19 protein-coding genes and 3 pseudogenes are annotated in these 16,181 nt (G+C 68.3%); 13 read left to right on the top strand and 9 right to left on the bottom strand.

What is annotated here, in order from left to right:
- Nucleotides 1-26: 26 nt before the first annotated feature.
- Nucleotides 27-1,490 (top strand): hypothetical protein, encoded by a 1,464-nt coding sequence (locus tag ACFVT2_RS04340; protein ID WP_390011957.1) that lies wholly within the window; start codon nucleotides 27-29, stop codon nucleotides 1,488-1,490.
- 322 nt (nucleotides 1,491-1,812) lie between these two features.
- On the opposite strand, the gene ACFVT2_RS04335 is transcribed toward ACFVT2_RS04340, so the two are convergent.
- Nucleotides 1,813-2,238 (bottom strand): IS3 family transposase, encoded by a 426-nt coding sequence (locus ACFVT2_RS04335; RefSeq protein ID WP_390011955.1) that lies wholly within the window; start codon nucleotides 2,236-2,238, stop codon nucleotides 1,813-1,815.
- 513 nt (nucleotides 2,239-2,751) lie between these two features.
- Between ACFVT2_RS04335 and ACFVT2_RS04330 the strand changes: the two genes are divergently transcribed.
- The 3 genes and pseudogenes from ACFVT2_RS04330 to ACFVT2_RS04320 all read left to right on the top strand — a co-directional run.
- Entirely contained in the window at nucleotides 2,752-2,832 is an 81-nt protein-coding gene (locus ACFVT2_RS04330; RefSeq protein WP_390012246.1) for a hypothetical protein, read from the top strand.
- 53 nt (nucleotides 2,833-2,885) lie between these two features.
- Nucleotides 2,886-3,437: a hypothetical protein gene (locus ACFVT2_RS04325; protein ID WP_390011953.1), complete on the top strand. Its 552-nt coding sequence runs from the start codon at nucleotides 2,886-2,888 to the stop codon at nucleotides 3,435-3,437.
- A 160-nt stretch (nucleotides 3,438-3,597) separates the two neighbouring features.
- Nucleotides 3,598-3,783, top strand: a pseudogene (locus ACFVT2_RS04320) (transposase); the annotation flags it as partial.
- 117 nt (nucleotides 3,784-3,900) lie between these two features.
- Here ACFVT2_RS04320 and infA read toward each other — a convergent pair.
- The 4 genes from infA to ACFVT2_RS04300 form a co-directional block, all read right to left on the bottom strand.
- The gene (gene infA, locus ACFVT2_RS04315; protein ID WP_390011950.1) at nucleotides 3,901-4,125 is read right to left on the bottom strand and encodes a translation initiation factor IF-1; all 225 of its coding nucleotides are present in this window, start codon (nucleotides 4,123-4,125) and stop codon (nucleotides 3,901-3,903) included.
- Entirely contained in the window at nucleotides 4,122-4,913 is a 792-nt protein-coding gene (locus ACFVT2_RS04310; RefSeq protein ID WP_390011948.1) for a GNAT family N-acetyltransferase, read from the bottom strand. Before ACFVT2_RS04310 ends, infA begins: the two co-directional genes overlap by 4 nt.
- Before the next feature lie 466 nt (nucleotides 4,914-5,379).
- Nucleotides 5,380-5,697 carry a transposase gene (locus ACFVT2_RS04305; RefSeq protein WP_390012244.1) on the bottom strand — a complete coding sequence of 106 codons (318 nt, stop codon included), beginning with the start codon at nucleotides 5,695-5,697 and terminating at the stop codon, nucleotides 5,380-5,382.
- Nucleotides 5,698-5,745: 48 nt separating this feature from the next.
- Nucleotides 5,746-6,279, bottom strand: a complete 534-nt coding sequence (locus ACFVT2_RS04300) for a nucleoside-triphosphatase (RefSeq protein ID WP_390011945.1) — start codon at nucleotides 6,277-6,279, stop codon at nucleotides 5,746-5,748.
- A 121-nt stretch (nucleotides 6,280-6,400) separates the two neighbouring features.
- Between ACFVT2_RS04300 and ACFVT2_RS04295 the strand changes: the two genes are divergently transcribed.
- The 4 genes and pseudogenes from ACFVT2_RS04295 (at nucleotide 6,401) to ACFVT2_RS04280 (ending at nucleotide 8,050) form a co-directional block, all read left to right on the top strand.
- On the top strand, nucleotides 6,401-6,829 hold the full coding sequence (locus ACFVT2_RS04295; protein ID WP_390011942.1) for a YbhB/YbcL family Raf kinase inhibitor-like protein: 429 nt from the start codon (nucleotides 6,401-6,403) through the stop codon (nucleotides 6,827-6,829).
- Nucleotides 6,830-7,174: 345 nt separating this feature from the next.
- A pseudogene (locus tag ACFVT2_RS04290) lies at nucleotides 7,175-7,480 on the top strand (IS3 family transposase); the annotation flags it as partial.
- A 44-nt stretch (nucleotides 7,481-7,524) separates the two neighbouring features.
- Nucleotides 7,525-7,667, top strand: a pseudogene (locus ACFVT2_RS04285) (acetyl-CoA C-acetyltransferase); the annotation flags it as partial.
- Nucleotides 7,668-7,846: 179 nt separating this feature from the next.
- Nucleotides 7,847-8,050: a cold-shock protein gene (locus ACFVT2_RS04280; RefSeq protein ID WP_030069301.1), complete on the top strand. Its 204-nt coding sequence runs from the start codon at nucleotides 7,847-7,849 to the stop codon at nucleotides 8,048-8,050.
- On the opposite strand, the gene ACFVT2_RS04275 is transcribed toward ACFVT2_RS04280, so the two are convergent.
- Entirely contained in the window at nucleotides 8,047-8,229 is a 183-nt protein-coding gene (locus tag ACFVT2_RS04275) for a hypothetical protein (protein ID WP_390011940.1), read from the bottom strand. The genes ACFVT2_RS04280 and ACFVT2_RS04275 overlap by 4 nt on opposite strands.
- 43 nt (nucleotides 8,230-8,272) lie before the next feature.
- Between ACFVT2_RS04275 and ACFVT2_RS04270 the strand changes: the two genes are divergently transcribed.
- Complete coding sequence (locus ACFVT2_RS04270; protein ID WP_390011937.1) at nucleotides 8,273-9,412, top strand: DEAD/DEAH box helicase; 1,140 nt, start codon at nucleotides 8,273-8,275, stop codon at nucleotides 9,410-9,412.
- Nucleotides 9,413-9,614: 202 nt separating this feature from the next.
- Here ACFVT2_RS04270 and ACFVT2_RS04265 read toward each other — a convergent pair whose 3' ends face one another.
- Nucleotides 9,615-10,517 (bottom strand): RNA repair domain-containing protein, encoded by a 903-nt coding sequence (locus tag ACFVT2_RS04265; protein ID WP_390011934.1) that lies wholly within the window; start codon nucleotides 10,515-10,517, stop codon nucleotides 9,615-9,617.
- A gap of 751 nt (nucleotides 10,518-11,268) precedes the next feature.
- Here ACFVT2_RS04265 and ACFVT2_RS04260 point away from each other — a divergent pair.
- Nucleotides 11,269-11,652 carry a hypothetical protein gene (locus ACFVT2_RS04260; RefSeq protein WP_390011931.1) on the top strand — a complete coding sequence of 128 codons (384 nt, stop codon included), beginning with the start codon at nucleotides 11,269-11,271 and terminating at the stop codon, nucleotides 11,650-11,652.
- A 124-nt stretch (nucleotides 11,653-11,776) separates the two neighbouring features.
- Complete coding sequence (locus tag ACFVT2_RS04255; RefSeq protein WP_390011928.1) at nucleotides 11,777-12,121, top strand: hypothetical protein; 345 nt, start codon at nucleotides 11,777-11,779, stop codon at nucleotides 12,119-12,121.
- Here the strand turns inward: ACFVT2_RS04255 and ACFVT2_RS04250 are convergent.
- On the bottom strand, nucleotides 12,078-12,644 hold the full coding sequence (locus ACFVT2_RS04250; RefSeq protein ID WP_390011926.1) for a TetR/AcrR family transcriptional regulator: 567 nt from the start codon (nucleotides 12,642-12,644) through the stop codon (nucleotides 12,078-12,080). The two genes, ACFVT2_RS04255 and ACFVT2_RS04250, sit on opposite strands and share 44 nt — an antisense overlap.
- Nucleotides 12,645-12,790: 146 nt before the next feature.
- On the opposite strand from ACFVT2_RS04250, the gene ACFVT2_RS04245 reads away from it, so the two are divergent.
- Complete coding sequence (locus tag ACFVT2_RS04245; RefSeq protein ID WP_390011923.1) at nucleotides 12,791-14,260, top strand: MFS transporter; 1,470 nt, start codon at nucleotides 12,791-12,793, stop codon at nucleotides 14,258-14,260.
- A gap of 174 nt (nucleotides 14,261-14,434) precedes the next feature.
- Nucleotides 14,435-15,283, top strand: coding sequence for an oxidoreductase (locus ACFVT2_RS04240; RefSeq protein ID WP_390011921.1), 849 nt, complete (start codon nucleotides 14,435-14,437; stop codon nucleotides 15,281-15,283).
- Nucleotides 15,284-15,632: 349 nt separating this feature from the next.
- Here the strand turns inward: ACFVT2_RS04240 and ACFVT2_RS04235 are convergent, their stop codons facing one another.
- Nucleotides 15,633-16,175, bottom strand: a complete 543-nt coding sequence (locus ACFVT2_RS04235) for a GNAT family N-acetyltransferase (protein WP_390011918.1) — start codon at nucleotides 16,173-16,175, stop codon at nucleotides 15,633-15,635.
- Between the last annotated feature and the right edge of the window lie 6 nt (nucleotides 16,176-16,181).

Below are 16,181 nucleotides of genomic sequence, written 5' to 3'. Positions count from 1 at the left end.
ACGTTGACTCGCCTCAGGAGTCCCCCATGAACTCCCGCAGTATCACCGCCGACCGGCTGCTGGAAGCCGTGCCCGACGACCCCGCGCCCCTCTCGGTCTCCACCGCCAGCAAGACCAAACTCGGCGTCATCCGGCTCAGGTTCACCAAGGCCGCAGGCGTCCCGGATGCCGAATGCACCCGGATCACCGTCACCCTCCCCGTGGGTGACAGCAACACCGACCTCACCAGCAACCCCGGGAACATCGACTACAAGCACTCCAGCAGCGGCCGGAGCTGGAGCATCACCCCCAGCGGCGACCGGGCCACCTATGTGTGCACGCCGTCGGGCCCGGGCGGGAAATTCATCTTCACCGACACCGCCCACTTCACCCTCATCCTCGACGCCATCCCGGTCGGCCGCCTGCCCGGCGAAGCGTCGCTGGCCCTCACCGCGTCCACCGCGACGAACCAACTCGACGAGGAGGACTGGACCGTGTCGATCACCAAGGCCGTGGACGATTTCTTCTTCTTCCGCGCCTTCTCCTGCGAACAACCACAGATCCCCAACAACGGCACCGCGACGCTGCGCTGGGAAGGCAGCGAGCACGAGACCGAGTACTGGCTGTCCTACGACGGCCGGGACCCCCAGCAGGTCACCGGCCAGAGCGTGCAGATCGAAGGGATCACCGACACCACCACATTCGTCCTCGACGCGCGAACGCCGAACCCGGACACCAAGGAATTCGACCAGCACCACTACCTGTCCACCACGGTCACCGTCAAAGAACCCACCATCGTGGCCAAGGAACTCACCGCCAAGAGGATCAACGTTCCCCAGACCCTTACCGCGGACAGCAGCAACAAGACCACCACCCTCCACGGCCGCACCACCTTCGAGGAGGACGTCATCGTCATGGCCCAGCTCATCGTGAACGGCACCATCACCAACGAAGCAGGAACCGTCCAGATCGAGGCCAGCTCCGGCAGTATCACGTCCAGCGGAACCGTCCAGGGGGCCAGCCTGAAGGCCGGTGCCACCTACGGGATCGCCAACAACGGAGCCATCACCGGATCCAGCCTCAACGCCGGCTCCGGCAACATCACGACCAGCGGGACCGTCCAGGGGGCCAGTTTGCAGGCTGGCACCACCTACGGGATCGCCAGCAACGGAGCCATCACCGGATCAAGCCTCAACGCCGGCTCCGGCAACATCACGACCAGCGGAACCGTCCAGGGGGCCAGTCTGAAGGCCGGTGCCACCTACGGGATCGCCAACAACGGAGCCATCACCGGATCAAGCCTCAACGCCGGAAGCGGCAATATCACCACCAGCGGCAAGGTGAGTGACAACGGTGAGATCCTTCGCTTCGGCACGAGGGTCGTCATCAGGAATGCGTACCACTCAAATGAGGGCCTGAACGAGGACAACGCGACGAAGGCTTACGTCTCACTCAAGCAGATCACCAACGGAAACGCGCGGTGGAGGTGGTACCTCGACCGGCCCCAGTAAGGTTTCGATCCGGGGCCCCGGCACCCGACGCAGGCCAACAGGCGCAGCACCGGCGCTCGTGGCACCTCGCCGGGCCCGCCGGCTTGATGCACGACGGGGGCGACTGAGTCCGGGTGGCGTCGCCTACGGCAAGGGCCGGGCCCTGAACACCGAAGGGCCCCCTGGGCAGCGGTGCCTGGGGACCCCGTAGCGCCTGCTGCGACCGTCGTCAGGCGCCGTCGTGACGGTGAATCGCACACGCGGCGGCGCCGGACTCGGCACTCGTGACCGGCGTCGGATGCTCCGGCTGGGTGAGCTTCCCCCGTTGCGCGGGAGGTGCTGATCAGCTGGTCAGAGCGGGTTGGCGGGTGTTCAGGTTCGTTGGTTCGGCCGTCGCCTGGCCAGCGTGGTAATTCTCCTCGAACTCGATCGGGCTGAGGAAACCGAGCCGTTCCTGGACACGAGGGGAGTTGTAGAAGCCGTCGATGTACTCGAAGAGCGCGCTCCGGTGTGTCGTTGGCCAGGTTTTGCCAAAGGGTCCCGACACAACGGCTCCACACGACTCCATGGCCTTGACCACATCCTGAACGGTGACGGCGGCGTCGACGTCGTCCCAGTCGTACTCGTTGCGCCGGGCCGACGAGCCAGGTACCAGTTTCGACACCACGGTCATCTCGGGTGCATGGTGCGGTCGTGCCTCCGGCCACGAGGTGAAGAGCGCGTGCGCTTCGCTGAGCGCCCCGTCCTGGGCCTGCCGCTGGCACGTCATCTCCCTACCGTGCTGCTGGGGACGTGGTGGAAGGGCTCTGCCCGTGTGCGCAGACCGATCGGTGAGGAGGGGACAGCGGCCGCGTTCCTGATCTCCCTATTCCGCCATGGTTGGCTGACGACGCGTCGGGCGCGACCCGCCCGTATCAGACATGAGCATTCGCTCGGACGAGTGTTTTAACAGTCGCCCGCGGAGCACTGACTTGCGGTGGGGGGAGGGAGTTTCCTGCGCGGCGCGCGATAGACGCGTGTCGGTCGTACTGGGCTACGGCAATTGCAATTCGCCCCGCATCACCGGCATGTGCGTATGGTTCAAGTCCCCCCTCGGACACCATGACACATCCTGTACATGTTGCTCGCTTCGCGGGCACGCGCAACTGGCACCCGCCTCGGCCTCCGGCCGGGTGCGGGTGTTTGTATTTTCTGCGCCTCCCTTCGGTCGTGCGCGTTGGTCGCGGTCAGCCGATCGTGATCCTTTCTGTTTGCGGGGTATCAGCGGCCAGATACCCGCGACGTGCTCGACCGCGTGGTTCGCGAGGACTCGCAAGCTGGCGCAACGCGTTACCACTACGACGCTGAAGGCCGTCTGCTGTAGGCAGCCAATGGCTTCACGGAGCTCGCCCTCAGCTACGAGATCCCGTAGGCCGCTTGTTGGCCGAGCAACAGGGCTCGGCACTCATCGAGTTCGGATACGACAGCCTTGGTGGACGCACCTTGCGCCGTACACCCAGTGGTGTAGAGAGCCGATGGGCCTACGACGCTGCGGGCCGGCCGGCAACGCTGACCAGCGCTGGGCGAGGACTCAGGTTCGGCCACGACCTTGCCGGCCGGGAGATCCACCGCCTGCTCGGCACTGCGGCTCTCTCCCGGACTTGGGATCCGGTCAACCGCAAGACAGCTCAGACCCTCACAAGTACGTCGGCGCCGGCCGACGCCGACGTACCTGAGGCTGCGCTGCGGCACCGCACCTGCATCCACTGGGCCAGTCCCGGGAGCCAGTTGGCTGCCCATGACGCCGTGTCACCGGGTGGCGGAAGGCAGCAGTTGTCCGACGTCATGGTCACCTCCAGCAGTTGGTGGTTGGTGAGACGACTTCACTGTCATGGACGGATAGCGTGGTGGGCAGTCGCGTCAATCCGTGCGGGTGAAGGGGACTCGACAGTGTCGAGGCTTTGGGACTTTGTGTTGCTCGCGACGTAGGCAGCGAGGACCAACTGCAAGGCGGCTTGTGCGGTCCGGGGACGGCACGGTTGCCGGGTGGTGAGGTGAACGCCGAAGGCGAGCCTGCGCACGGCCGGTTTCGCATATGTGCCCTGGTAAGAGCTCGTAACACGATCTTGTTGAACGGCCCTGTTCGGCCGTGTTGGTGGACGATGACCTGTGGGCGCTGATCGCGCCGCTGCTGCCGTCCTGGCCCGAGAAGGCTCCTGGCCCGCGGCCGGTGCGGGACCGGCTGTGCCTACAGGGCATCCTGTACGTGCTGCACAACGACTTCGCCTGGCAACTGCTGCCCCTGGAGCCGGGGTTCGGCTCGGGCCAGACCTGCTGGCGGCGGCTGGAGTGGTGTCCGCCGCGGCCGTGCGAGCCATCATCGGGGCCCCGGTCATGGAAACGTCGTGACCGGGGCCCCAGGATCAGCTACCGCGGAAGGTGCCGACTGCCGCTAGTTCCGGTACCGGAACACGATCCGGCCGCGCGTCAGGTCGTACGGCGGGAGCTCCACCAGCACCCGGTCTTCCAGATAGATCTTGATGTAGTTCTTGCGGATCTTCCCGCTGATGTGCGCGAGCACCTGGTGGCCGTTGTCGAGCTCCACGGTGAACATGGCGCTGCGCAGGCACTCGACGACCTTGCCTTCGACTTCGATGACGTTCTTGTTCTTCGTCATCGCACCAGCTCCAGGTTGCTGCTCATCGGCCGGGCGCCGATGCCCTCGAACAGCGCCGAGGCTGCTTGGTTGGACTCGTGGACTTCGGTCCAGGCCGCGGCGGACCCGGAGCGGTGCAGCGTCCCCAGCGCGTGGGCCAGCAGCGCCCGCGCGATGCCGCGGCGCTGCTCGCCGGCCCGGACCGCGACCAGCCCGATGCGCGGCCGGTTCACCGTCACCACCCGGATCAGACCCAGGTAGCGGTCCGGCGCCGCGGCCACCGCGTACTTCGACGGGTCGACGATGGTGTCGCCTTCGGGGTGGGGAATCACCTCCGCGGGCATCGACTGCCACCCGACGGTCGCCTCGACTTCGTCACGGATCGCGCGGTCCACCGCCCGCAGCAGACTCTCGTCCGCCTGACCGGCGGGCACGATCGTCACGCCCGAAGGCGGCAGGACTGCTTCGAGCCCTGTGACCCGCGGGTCGGTCGGCACGACGTACTCCCACTCGCGGCGCCGGATCGTGAAACCGGCCCGCCGCCAGCCGGCCGTCAGCTCGACGTCGGCTTCGTCGACCACCGTGTACAGCGGCGCCGGCAGTTCCGCCAGCATCGCCTCGGCGAGCCGGTCGAAGGTGGCGTCGTGCCAGGCGTCGATGCTGACGAACAAGCGTCCGTCGGGCCGGTGCACCGCATGCCCGCGGCCGACCACCAGGTCGTCATCCAGTGCATGCCATTGCCTGTCCGCGACGCGCGTGATCATCACCGCGTTCTCGCTCGGGCCAGATGCAAAAGGCTTCGTATCCATCGGAGTCTCCTTCCAGGAGTGCCTCGATCTCAGGCGCTCCTGGCGACACCGAACGTCAGCCGCCGGACCGTGACGGGTTGAGGGAGCACCCATGGGTAACTGTGTTCACGGGGCTCACCTCCATACGACGACTTCACGGTCCACCACGAAAGTAGCAGCGGGGCGCCGCCTCGCTCAAACCCTTTCCTCCGAGCTCGTAACGCGATCATGATCCGGTCTTCTTGAGGCGTCTCCAGCAGGTGAGGCTGCAAGCCAACGAGAGGAAGGAGCGGTGGAGTTCGATACCTCGTTCCCGGCGGACCGCGAGGCGTTTGAACTGGTGGAGCAGGGCGAAGGTCCGCTCGACGACGGATGGGGTCTCCCCTGCTCAAGCGAAGCCGAGAGCTTGGGGATGGAGCTTGCCAGGCCCGTGATGTTCGGGGAGCCCTTGCGGGAGATCACCGCCTGGATGCGGCGGCGTCGCAGCTCACCGCGCACAGCCTTCGAGTCGTACGCCATGTCGCCCAGGAGGCACTGCGGCCGCCGTCGGGGCGGGCCGGGTCGTCCGGCGACGGACCGGTCGCGGCTCCCCCTTTTTCGCGCGCACGTGGGAGCCGTCCACGCACGCGTGGGTCCAGTCGAGCTCGCCAGCCGCGTTGAGGTCGGCGAGCAGGATTCGGTGCAACCGCTCGAAGACTCCGGCCTGCTGCCAGCGGTCCAGGAGCCGCCAGCCGGTCTGCCCGGACCCGAACCCCGGCTCCAGCGGGAGGAGTTGCCAGGCGATGTCCTGGTGCAAGACGTACAGGAGCGCACCAGGGCTGGTGGATGCACGACGGTGCCCAGGTGACGGTCGTCATGGATTCTCGAACCGGGCTGCCAGGGCCTCGGGAAGGGCGTCCCGGTTTGCCTGGGTCACTTGGACGAGTTCGATGCCGGCGCGTTTCTTGAGGACGTCGGTGAACGGGTCACTCTTTGCGTGGACCGTGGCGGTGATGTCGATGTCGGCCTCGAACAGGTACCGGACCACGTCCTGGAAGTCGGCGCAGGCCAGCTCCATGCGGCCGAGTTCGTCGATCAGCACGAACTCTCCAGGTACCGGATCCGCTGCCGCCGACCTGAGCGGTGGCAGCGCGAGCCGCTCTATGACGCCCAAGTCGACGCCGTACCGGCCCACTCGTGGTGGACCTGGGAAGTCGACATGGGCGAGTACGGCTCGCAGACCGCCCTCCAGCGTTTCCAGGGTGAACCCGGTCCGGGTGCCCCCTTGCCGGATCTCCTCCGTAGTGAAGCCGACAATCCTGCGGGTGTGCAGGAGGCCCGCCAATCGGCGGACAACGGTCGTTTTGCCCACGCCGGGGCGTCCCTCAAGCAGGATTCTCGTCGGCATCTCGTACTCCGTAGGCGTCCCTTTACAGGTTCCCGGCCCCCTGGTCGACGTACCCGGCCGATCGGGTGTCCTGCGTACCTGGACTGGTGTCGACCGGAGTGTTGCGGGTAGAGCCGCGCACATGACGGGAATTGAGCTCAGGAGCGAGGCGTTCGCTGACCATGGGGTGATCCCTCGACGCCACAGCGGGGAGGGCGACGATCTCTCGCCACCGCTGACCTGGTCGACGGTACCGGACGATGCGTCGGAGTTGGTCCTGCTCTGCGAGGACCCCGATGCCCCGGGCGGGTCGTTCCTGCACTGGCTGGTCACCGGGATCGATCCGGGGAGCAGCGGTGCGGCGGAAGGGGGGGCACCTCCCGGCGGTCAGGAGTGGCCGAACGGATTCGGCCGGCCGGGCTGGGGCGGTCCGATGCCTCCGCCGGGCCACGGGGCGCACCGCTATTTCTTTCGTCTGTGGGCCGTGTCGGAGTCGCTTCCTCTGCACGGCAAGCCGACCGCCTCCAGGCGCCGCTTCCGCCTGTGCGGCCGGTTGTCCCTTCGCGATTGAGCTGAGGAGCGCCAACACCAGCTGGAGAGTCCTTCCATCTATGGGTCGGGATGCCCAGTAGGCGAGGGGGCGTGACCAGAGCACAGGTGCACGAACGTGGCGAAATCTGGTCGTGCGAGCGTGTGTGGCTTGAGGTCGACCCGTTGCCCGGCCTGTGCCTTCGGGAACCTTGCCCGTGCGTGGAAGTCCGCGTACGCGCTCATGGCGGACCGATCCTGCAAGTAGAGCGGGTCGTAGTCGCGAACCCGGCAGCGCAAGCCTGATGCCCTGTAGGCGGCACGTTCCACCAAGGGGGATGTAAATGGCAGGGGGATTCCGTATGGCGATTGAGCTGCCTGATGAGGTGTGTCGTCCCTTCAGTTCATCGGGGAACCGGCCGAACATCAACGAGGACAAGGTCCGCGAATTCGCGACCCACGTACGGGACTTCGCGCAGAAGCTGGACGATACGCACAAGGACTCCACCTCGACGACCCACCAGTTGGCCGAGGCGTATCAGGGCGCGTCGTGCGAGGCATTGCTGGCTTCGGCATATCCGATGGCACCTACGGGCACCGGCGCATCCAGGCCCAGTTGGACCGTTGGGGCGTCGCCGAGGGTCCGGAGCTGGTCCGCCGCCTCATTCGTGAACTGGGCCTGGCGCCCCGCCGGCCACGGCCGAGGAGGTTTGGCCTCGCGAAGGCCGCGGCCGGCCAGGTGCCAGACCTCGTCGGTCGCGACTTCACGGCGGATGCGCCCCCTCGGCCACCCACTGGGGGCCGCCGGCGGCCGGTTCGGACTCCAGGCCGTGTGCGAAGGCGGCGGCCAGGCGAACGTCACGATGATCGAAAGGCTCTGAGGAACCCGGCGCGCGCCTCGATGATCCACCACGGGCCGCCGAGCTGTGTTAAGGTTCTGGAGTTGCAGTTGTGGTACCCATGAATCTGTGTGCGCCTGACGGGAATGTTTCTCCTTCAGGTGCATTATTTTTTTCCGGCATCTCCGGATGGGGCCTCTGCCTACAGAAGGAGAATGGTTATGGCACAGGGAACCGTGAAGTGGTTCAACGCCGAAAAGGGTTTCGGCTTCATCGAGCAGGACGGCGGCGGCCCTGACGTCTTCGCCCACTACTCGAACATTGCGACCCAGGGCTTCCGTGAGCTCCAGGAGGGCCAGCGGGTCTCCTTCGACGTCACGCAGGGCCAGAAGGGCCCGCAGGCGGAGAACATCGTCCCCGCCTAATCGCCGGACGCGTTTCCGCTCACCGGGGTCCGCACCGTCATGGTGCGGACCCCGGTTTGTGCTGTTTCCAGACAGGCAAACAACTGCATGTCCCGCAGGCTCCAGAAGTCGAACCGGCGCGCCTCGTCGCCCTCGCCGTCCGCGTCGTCGCCGAGGGAATTCCAGCTGCCGGAAAGCACGACACCCGCACTTCCCGCCGTCGAGGACTTCGCCGCTCTTGACATGCCCGTGGGGTTGCTGAAGACCCTCACCGCACAAGGCGTGACCACCCCGTTCCCCATCCAGGCCGCCACGCTGCCCAACTCGCTCGCCGGTCGTGACCTGCTGGGACGCGGACGCACCGGATCCGGCAAGACCCTCGCGTTCGGACTGGCGCTCCTGGCTCGCACGGCCGGACTGCGTGCGGAGCCCAAGGCTCCGCTCGCCCTCGTGCTGGTGCCCACCCGTGAGCTCGCCCAGCAGGTGGCGGACGCGTTGACGCCCTATGCGACGGCGGTGAACCTCCGGCTGACCACTGTGGTCGGCGGGCTGTCGATCATGAAGCAGGCCGGTGCGCTCCGACGCGGTGTCGAGGTGCTCGTGGCGACTCCCGGCCGGCTCAATGACCTCGTGGAACGCGGGGACTGCCGGCTCGACGGCGTACGCATCACGGTGCTGGACGAAGCCGACCAGATGACCGACATGGGCTTCCTGCCGCAGATCACCAAGGTGATCGGCGATCCCCCCACCGACCACAAGGTCCACCGGGGAGGGCGTACGGCCCGCGCCGGTGGTTCCGGCAGTGTGGTCACGCTGGTCCTGCCCAACCAGAAGCGGGACGTCACCCAGCTGATGTCGGCCGCGGGCATCCGTCCCCGGACGGCCCGCATCACGTCGAGCGACGCGGAACTGACCACCATCACCGGTGCCCGCGAGCCGTCCGGTGTGGCCGTCACCATCGAGGTCCCCCAGCCGGCGACACCGACGGCGTCCCGCCCGGACCGGGAGACCGGCACCAAGCCAGGCAGGCGATCCGGCCGCCGACGTCGAAACGGCGGCGGGGCCAAGGCGGCGCCAGGTGCTGCCACTGGGACGGGAGGCCGGGGCTCGGACCGCCGGGCCGCGGCCGGGTCGGCAACGGCTGGTGGCACCTCCGCAACCGGCGGGCGCGGTTGTGCCCACCGGGCGGGATCCGGTGGGGCCACGGGGGGTGCCGTCGGTGTGCGCGGCGGCAGTTCCGACCGTCGGGCTGCGACCGGCGCTGCCTGCGGCAAGGCTGTCCGCGGATCCGGCCGACGGTCGGCGGCCAGCGGAGCCACGGGTGGCGCTGTCGGCACCGGCGGCCGCGGCTCCGACCGCCGAAGCGGCCGCCGCGGCCGGTGACGGCGCCGGAGACGAGGTGCTTGCCAGGCAGCCCGTCCACGGCGGCGAGCCCATCTTGATCAAGACCAACCGCCCTACACCAGGACCTGAAGCAGCTGCCCTGGCGGGACGTGCCGCTGCGGGGCAAGACCTGCGTACCGCCCAAGGCCACGACGAGATCCACCGCCTCAGCGGGCGGCGCTTTGCCCCACCTGGCCTTGCCTCATCTGTCAGTGATCGCGGAGAGCCATGCCGTGTCCTCCGGGCCCGGTGCTTCGGGGCCGAGCGCGGGCAGCCAGCGGATCTCGCCCGTGCGCAGGGCGACCGTGGCCCGTGGCCTCATCGGCTCGTCGCCCCTGCGTGAGAGCAGGACGAGTTCCCAGACCGTCGCCGTCATGGCGTCGAGCCGGGTGGCGCAGTCGGCGGTGACTCGCCGCGGATCCCGGGTCCGGCCCAGGGACAGATGTGGGGTGAAGTTCTTGGCGGGCCCACGACAGCGCGGGAACCGCTGCTGCAGTACGCGGTGCAGATCCGCCCACGGTGCCGTGCCGGCCGCCGTCGGATCGAGCCACACGGTGACGTACGCCCTCTGCCGGAAGGTGCGCACCCCGCCCAGCCGGGCGGTGAAGACCGGCGTCTCGGCCGTCGCTGCGGCGAGCAACGGGGCCGCCCGCTCGAAGTCGGACTCCGGAACGAAGCCGAAGAGCACATTGACGTGCGGCGGCCAGCGGTGTATCTGCGGATCGTGATCGCGGCGGATGTCCTGGATCGGCGGCCACAGCTCCGCAGGCGGGATCCAGGCCACCGCCGTGCGGGCCGTCGGGAACACATCGAGGATGCCGGCGGGCTCGCCCCTGGCGAAGCTCAGGTCCGCTTGCGGGGCCCGCACCCGGCCGGCCCCTGACGCGTCGATGCGGTCCACACCTGTGGCCCGGTCCCAGACCACCTCGCCGTCCGCCTCGATGTACACCACCCGGTGCCAGGGGATGTCGCCCCCAGGCACAAAGCAAGGCAGCGGGATGCGTTCGACGGCATCCCTGCGCTGGCTGATCCCCAGCACGAACCGGGCCGGGTCGAAGCGCGGGTCCCAGCGGACCCGGTGATAGATCTCGTCGCTGGTTCGCATCACGCCTCCTCTCCCGCCTTCACACCTTCTCTTCCCCCAGGGTGCCGCCTGCCCCGTCCTCGACGGTTGTTCCGCTCCGTACCGCGACGCGTCAGGTGCGGTGCGTGATGGCGCCGGCGTATGTCGAGACGAGTTCTCGGTCGACTCGGTGTCAAAGACGCCGCCGATTCGGTCGTGTCGGCTGACGGAAGCACGTCCGCACCCGATGCATTCCGCCCGTACCAAGCGGAGATCGACCGTGGCGTCGGCCTCTACCGGCCGCGGTCATTGGCGGAGCGGCCGGCCTGCTCGGCGTGGCCGGTACACGGGCTCTTGTGCGGCAACGTCGCGTCAACGCCGGTCACTTGGAAGATCGCCCGGGCGGCCGCGCCGGACCTGCCAAGGGCCGTCGGCACTCGTGGTACGGGCAGCGGAGCGGTGTGGACTCCGAGGCCGACGAGTAGCGGAACCGGGACCTCCGGACCGAGTACTCCGTCGACCAGGAGGTCGCCCCGGATCCGCAGCCGCCGAGTCGTCGCCTCCGACGAAATGTGTGACGGCGCCGAGCGGGTCGGTGACGGCAACGACCTGGAGCCTGTCATCGATGAGGTACCGGGCGACGGCTCCCTGCCCGTCGGTGAGTGTGGTGGTGCCGTGGTCGTTCTCCGCATCTGGCGCGCCGTAGGTGAAGCGGTTCGCCACATGCCCTTCGGCGCCGGACTGGGCGGTGCAGCGGTGGCGGTGGTCGTAGGTGTACTCGTGGCGGGAGTCGTTGGAGTCCACCCAGGCGGTCATCCGGTGCTCGGTGTCGTACTCGAACCGGGTCACCGCATTGGTGGACCTTGAGGAGCTTGTCGAGTTCCGCGGCGTGTCCGGCGTCGTTCTCGGTGTGGTTGGTGGCGACCTTCTTCAGCCGGTCGCCCGCCCCGTGGTACAGGTCCTGGACTGCCTTGCTCGCATTTTTGGCCAGGGTCTTGCCTGGCTTCTCCGTGCCGTGCTCCGGCGCCTTGACGATCCGGTTGCTCAGTCGAAGCTCACTCCCGCAGCCTTCGACTCGAATTCAGCGGCATGCGACGCGACCGTCCGCGCATGCCCGCGCAACACATCGGCGCGCGCATGCAACTCCTCCGGCCGGATGGAGAAACCCGGGGTGTGACCCAGATACGCACCAAACGGGCCATGGGATGATCTTGGAGGTGGGAGCGGAGGGTCCCGTCGCCCGTTCAGCCCGGCCTCGTTGAGGGTGACTTTGGGCTGTCGTCTGGGGCCGAGGTGGGGCTGTGACCTCGATTGAGCGGACCGCGTATCCGCGGTTCAAGCGGCTGATCAGCGTGTATGAGCTGCACCTGTTCTTCGCGCCGAGCCGTGAGCACATCCGTCGCTTCGGCGAATACTCCACCCACGAGCTCGCCGACGAACCCGACGCCTACGACCCGCGCCTGGACGTCGACTGCACCCCGATCCGCGGCGACGGCCCGCCGGCCAAGGGCCGGATGCCTGAGCTGGCGGGCGCGTGCCGGCGAGCACCTCACGGAGCCCTGGCGCCGCGTCCGAGGGCTGATCCCGGGGACCGGGTCGAGGTCACAGCAATCGGTCGACCAGCCCGTCGACGTAGTCCGGGGTGAGCGGGCCCATGCCGAACAAGACGCGGATATACATCGGGGCCAGGATGTGGTCCAGCACGCCGAACGCGTCGGGTGCGTGCTCGCCGCGTTCGCGGGCGCGATCGAGCATGGACTGCAGTTGCCGGGTGCGTTCGGCGAGGAGGTCGTCACGCGCCTGCAGGCCCTGGCGACCGTTGCTGGACAGGGCGACGGACAGGCGCAGTAGCGCCAGACCGTCGGGTCCGGTGATCTCGCGGGCCACGTTGGCCGCGTAAGTGCGCAGGTCGCCGGCCAGGCTCCCGGTGTCGGGCATCGGCGACTGCGCGTTGAGGCGGGTGAGTGCCACGTCGGTGAGCAGGGTTTCCAGGCTGCCCCACCGGCGGTAGATGCTGCTGTCGGCTACGCCCGCGCGGGCTGCGACCTCGCCGACGGTGAAGTTGCCGTAGCCGCGCTCGCTGATCAGGTCGGTGACGGCCTGGTGCACCTCCGCGCCGACGCGGGCGCTGCGCCCGCCGGGCCGCCGGGCTCGCTGTCGCTCGTTCATGCCCCCACCTTAACGCAGTCGTGACTTGCGTTTGCGAGGCAACCCTCCTTACAGTCACCTAACGCAGCCACTGACTGCTTTAAAGCGCCCGGAGGCTGACCGCGTCGGCCGTGGAGAGGCGCAACTGACGATTGAGAGGAATCCCCATGGCTGCATCGCCTGCGGCCGTAGGCAGTCGACCAAACCGGGCCGTGCTGCTCACGGTGACCTGCCTAGGCCAATTCATGGTCCTGCTCGACAACACGGTTGTTGGAGCAGCGCTGCCCGATATGCAGCACCGGCTGCACACTCAGCTGACCGGTCTGCAATGGATCGTCGACGCGTACGTACTGCTGGTCGCCATGCTGCTGCTGTCCGGCGGTGTCTTCGCCGACCGGTTCGGCCGCAAGCGGGTGTACCTGACCGGCGTGGCGGTGTTCACCATCGCGTCGGTGCTGTGCAGCCTCGCGCCCTCGGTCGGCTGGCTGGTCGCCGGCCGGGTGCTGCAGGGCATCGGGGCCGCGGCGCTGAGCCCTGCCTCGCTGGCCCTGCTCGCCGCCGCCTATCCCGTGCCGCAAGAACGAATCAAGGCGATCGGGCTGTGGGCCGGATTCAGCGGAATAGGTCTGGCCGCAGGCCCCGTGGCCGGCGGCGTGCTGACGGATGCCTTCGGTTGGCCCGCCATCTTCCTGGTCAATCTGCCCATCGGCGCGGTCCTTCTGCTGGTCGGTCTGCGCAGCCTTGAAGAGGCCCGCAATCCGAGCGCCCCCGCGATCGATGTCCCGGGGACGGTGCTGTCCGTTCTGGGGGTGGGGGTGCTGACCTACGGGCTGATCGAGGGTGGTGCCCGCGGCTGGACATCGCCGGTGATCCTGGGCAGCTTCACCGCCGCGGTGATCCTCCTCGCCGCCTTCGTCGCCGTCGAAGCGCGTCGTTCCGCTCCGATGCTGCCGCTGCGGCTGTTCCGGCAGCGGCTGTTCACCGTGTCCAACACCGCCATGGTCGTGGTGGGGTTCGCGCTCATGGGCTCGTCGTTCTTCTTCTCCCAGTTCTTCGTGTACGTCCAGGGCAGCTCGATCCTGCGCGCCGGCCTGCAGACCCTGCCGGCATCCCTCGCCATGGTGATCGTCAGCCCGTACGCGGGTCGGCTCGCCGCCCGGTACGGCTTCCGAATCGTGGTTACCACCGGCCTGGCCCTGGCCGGCCTGGGACTGCTGGCGCTCGGCATGGTGCACGCCGACACCGGCTACGGGAACGTGTGGTGGCGGCTGGGAGTCGTCGGCATCGGCTTCGCCCTGACCATGTCCCCACTGACGGGAGCCGCCATCCAAGCAGTCAGCCCGCAGGAAGGCGGCCTCGCATCAGGCATCAGCAGCACCACCCGGCAGATCGGCGCGGTGCTCGGCGTGGCGGTGCTCGGAGCCATCGTCCGCACCCGGCAATCCGGCGGCGCCTCCTTCGAGACCGGCCTCAACAGCGGCTTCCTCGCTGCCGGCACCGTCACTTTGGCCACCGCCGTGTTCACCGGCCTGTGGTTGGCGAGGTCCAAGCCCGCGGAAGGCTCCGCGGCGCCGCAACGTTCCACCGATCCAGGTGCGGTCACCACCGCGAACAAGGCATCCGCGAACAGCCGTTGACGGCGACACCGACGTGGACGACGTCATCGACATCCTCTTCGGGCCACTCGTCTTCCGCAGGTTCACCGGCCACTACGACCTCACGGACGAGCACGCCGAGAAGCCCGCGCGCACTGCGTTCGACGGGCTAATGCGCTCCACCATCCGACACTGCCGATTCCAACGGAGAGACACATGTCCCGCACCTTTCTCATCACCGGCGTGAGCAGCGGCCTCGGCCGCGCCTTCGCCACCGCCGCCCTCAAGGCCGGCCACACCGTCATCGGCACCGTTCGGAACCCGGACCAGATCGCCGCCTTCGAGCAGTTCGCTCCGGGCCGCGCTCACGCCCGCGTGCTGGACGTCACCGACACCGATGCCATCGCGCCGACCGTCGCAGCGGTCGAGAGCGAGGTGGGCCCCATCGACGTACTCGTCAACAACGCTGGCTACGGCGTCGAGGGCACCTTCGAGGAAACCCCGCCCGACACCTTCCGCCACCAGTTCGACGTCAACGTCTTCGGCGTCATCGCGGTCACCCAAGCCGTTCTGCCCCGGATGCGCGAGCGCCGTGCCGGGCACATCCTGTTCGTGACCTCCATGGGCGGTCTGCGCGCGTTCCCCGGCCTGGCCGCCTATCACGGCTCCAAGTTCGCCGTCGAGGGCATTGCGGCCACGCTCGCCGCAGAGGTCGCACCATTCGGCATTCACGTCACGGCGATCGAGCCCGGCTCCTTCCGCACCGACTGGGCCGGCCGCTCCATGCACCGCGTAGAAAGCACCATCGCCGACTACGACCCGCTCTTCGCCCCGATCCGCGAACGCCGCCTCGACATGCGCGGTCAGCAGCTCGGCGATCCCGCCCAAGCCGGCCGCGCCCTGCTCGCCATCGTGGAGGCCGAAAAGCCGCCGACCCACCTCATCCTCGGCAGCGACGCCCTCCGCCTCGTCGCCGAAGCCCGCTCCGCCTTCGATGCGGAGACAGCCGCCTGGAACGAGCTGTCGAAGTCCACCGACTACCCCGACGGGGAACAGATCGCGTGAGAGCCGCGGGGCTGGCCGGCGGCTCTGACGCGTAAATACGTGAGACACCACTCCACTGTGTGGGGAGTGTCAACACCAGCCGGGGCGTTATGGGTTGGGCACCCAGTGGGTGAGGGAACGTCACCAGCGCGCAGGCGCACGAACGTCGGCCGGGCCGACTGGCTGGAGCGGGCACTGAGGAGAATCGGCGCCCGCCACGCCACCACGCTCCCGCAGGCCCTGCTCGTGTTGACGAACCACGCAGTCGCGTACTGACCTCGTGATCGGCACCGCACACGATCAGCGTGATCGCGTGAGGGCACTGGCCGTGTGTGGCAAGGGGGACGGAGTCCGAGGATCAGGACCAGGATCAGGTGAGGTTCAGGCCCCATGTCTGCAGGGCGTAGGGCCGCCCCTTCTCCTGCCCCTTGATCAGCGGCACGTTGAGCAGGCTGAAGCCGGCCTTGGTGGCCACGGCGACGCTGGCGGCGTTGTCGGCCTCCAGCTCCAGGATCACCTGGTCCACGCCCAGTTGCTCGAAGGCGTACGCAGCCATGACCCGTACCGCCCGTACTGCCAGTCCCTGGCCGCGGTGCGCCGGGCCGACGGCGTAGCCGAGCTCTGTGCCCTCGGGGGCACGTCGCAGCATCACCTCGCCGAGCGGTGCGCCGCCGTCGACGGTGATGGCGAGCAGGATGGCCGTACCCTCGGCCCGCAGTTGCCGGTCCCGGTCCAGCCGTGCGCGGGCGGCCGCTTCGTCGAAGGGGGAGACGATCGGCGTCCAGTACGCGATGTCGGGGTGGTCGAACAGCTCCGGCATCGCGGCCAGGTCCGCCTCCGTCCAGTCGCGCAGGACGAGCCCCTCCCCCGAGAGCTCGATCCGCTCGGGAAAGGACGACGTGGTGCTGCTCATGGTGAG

Origin of the sequence: Streptomyces sp. NPDC058000 (genome assembly GCF_042886435.1) — a bacterium.
Taxonomy (GTDB): domain Bacteria; phylum Actinomycetota; class Actinomycetes; order Streptomycetales; family Streptomycetaceae; genus Streptomyces.
This window is presented reverse-complemented; position numbering and strand designations above follow the sequence as displayed.

Coding starts and splice junctions, on each gene's coding strand:
- ACFVT2_RS04340 (WP_390011957.1), top strand. CDS start 27: ATGAACTCCCGCAGTATCACCGCCGACCGGCTGCTGGAAGCCGTGCCC.
- ACFVT2_RS04335 (WP_390011955.1), bottom strand. CDS start 2,238: ATGACGTGCCAGCGGCAGGCCCAGGACGGGGCGCTCAGCGAAGCGCAC.
- infA (WP_390011950.1), bottom strand. CDS start 4,125: ATGACGAAGAACAAGAACGTCATCGAAGTCGAAGGCAAGGTCGTCGAG.
- ACFVT2_RS04310 (WP_390011948.1), bottom strand. CDS start 4,913: ATGGATACGAAGCCTTTTGCATCTGGCCCGAGCGAGAACGCGGTGATG.
- ACFVT2_RS04300 (WP_390011945.1), bottom strand. CDS start 6,279: ATGCCGACGAGAATCCTGCTTGAGGGACGCCCCGGCGTGGGCAAAACG.
- ACFVT2_RS04295 (WP_390011942.1), top strand. CDS start 6,401: ATGACGGGAATTGAGCTCAGGAGCGAGGCGTTCGCTGACCATGGGGTG.
- ACFVT2_RS04280 (WP_030069301.1), top strand. CDS start 7,847: ATGGCACAGGGAACCGTGAAGTGGTTCAACGCCGAAAAGGGTTTCGGC.
- ACFVT2_RS04270 (WP_390011937.1), top strand. CDS start 8,273: ATGCCCGTGGGGTTGCTGAAGACCCTCACCGCACAAGGCGTGACCACC.
- ACFVT2_RS04265 (WP_390011934.1), bottom strand. CDS start 10,517: ATGCGAACCAGCGACGAGATCTATCACCGGGTCCGCTGGGACCCGCGC.
- ACFVT2_RS04250 (WP_390011926.1), bottom strand. CDS start 12,644: ATGAACGAGCGACAGCGAGCCCGGCGGCCCGGCGGGCGCAGCGCCCGC.
- ACFVT2_RS04245 (WP_390011923.1), top strand. CDS start 12,791: ATGGCTGCATCGCCTGCGGCCGTAGGCAGTCGACCAAACCGGGCCGTG.
- ACFVT2_RS04240 (WP_390011921.1), top strand. CDS start 14,435: ATGTCCCGCACCTTTCTCATCACCGGCGTGAGCAGCGGCCTCGGCCGC.
- ACFVT2_RS04235 (WP_390011918.1), bottom strand. CDS start 16,175: ATGAGCAGCACCACGTCGTCCTTTCCCGAGCGGATCGAGCTCTCGGGG.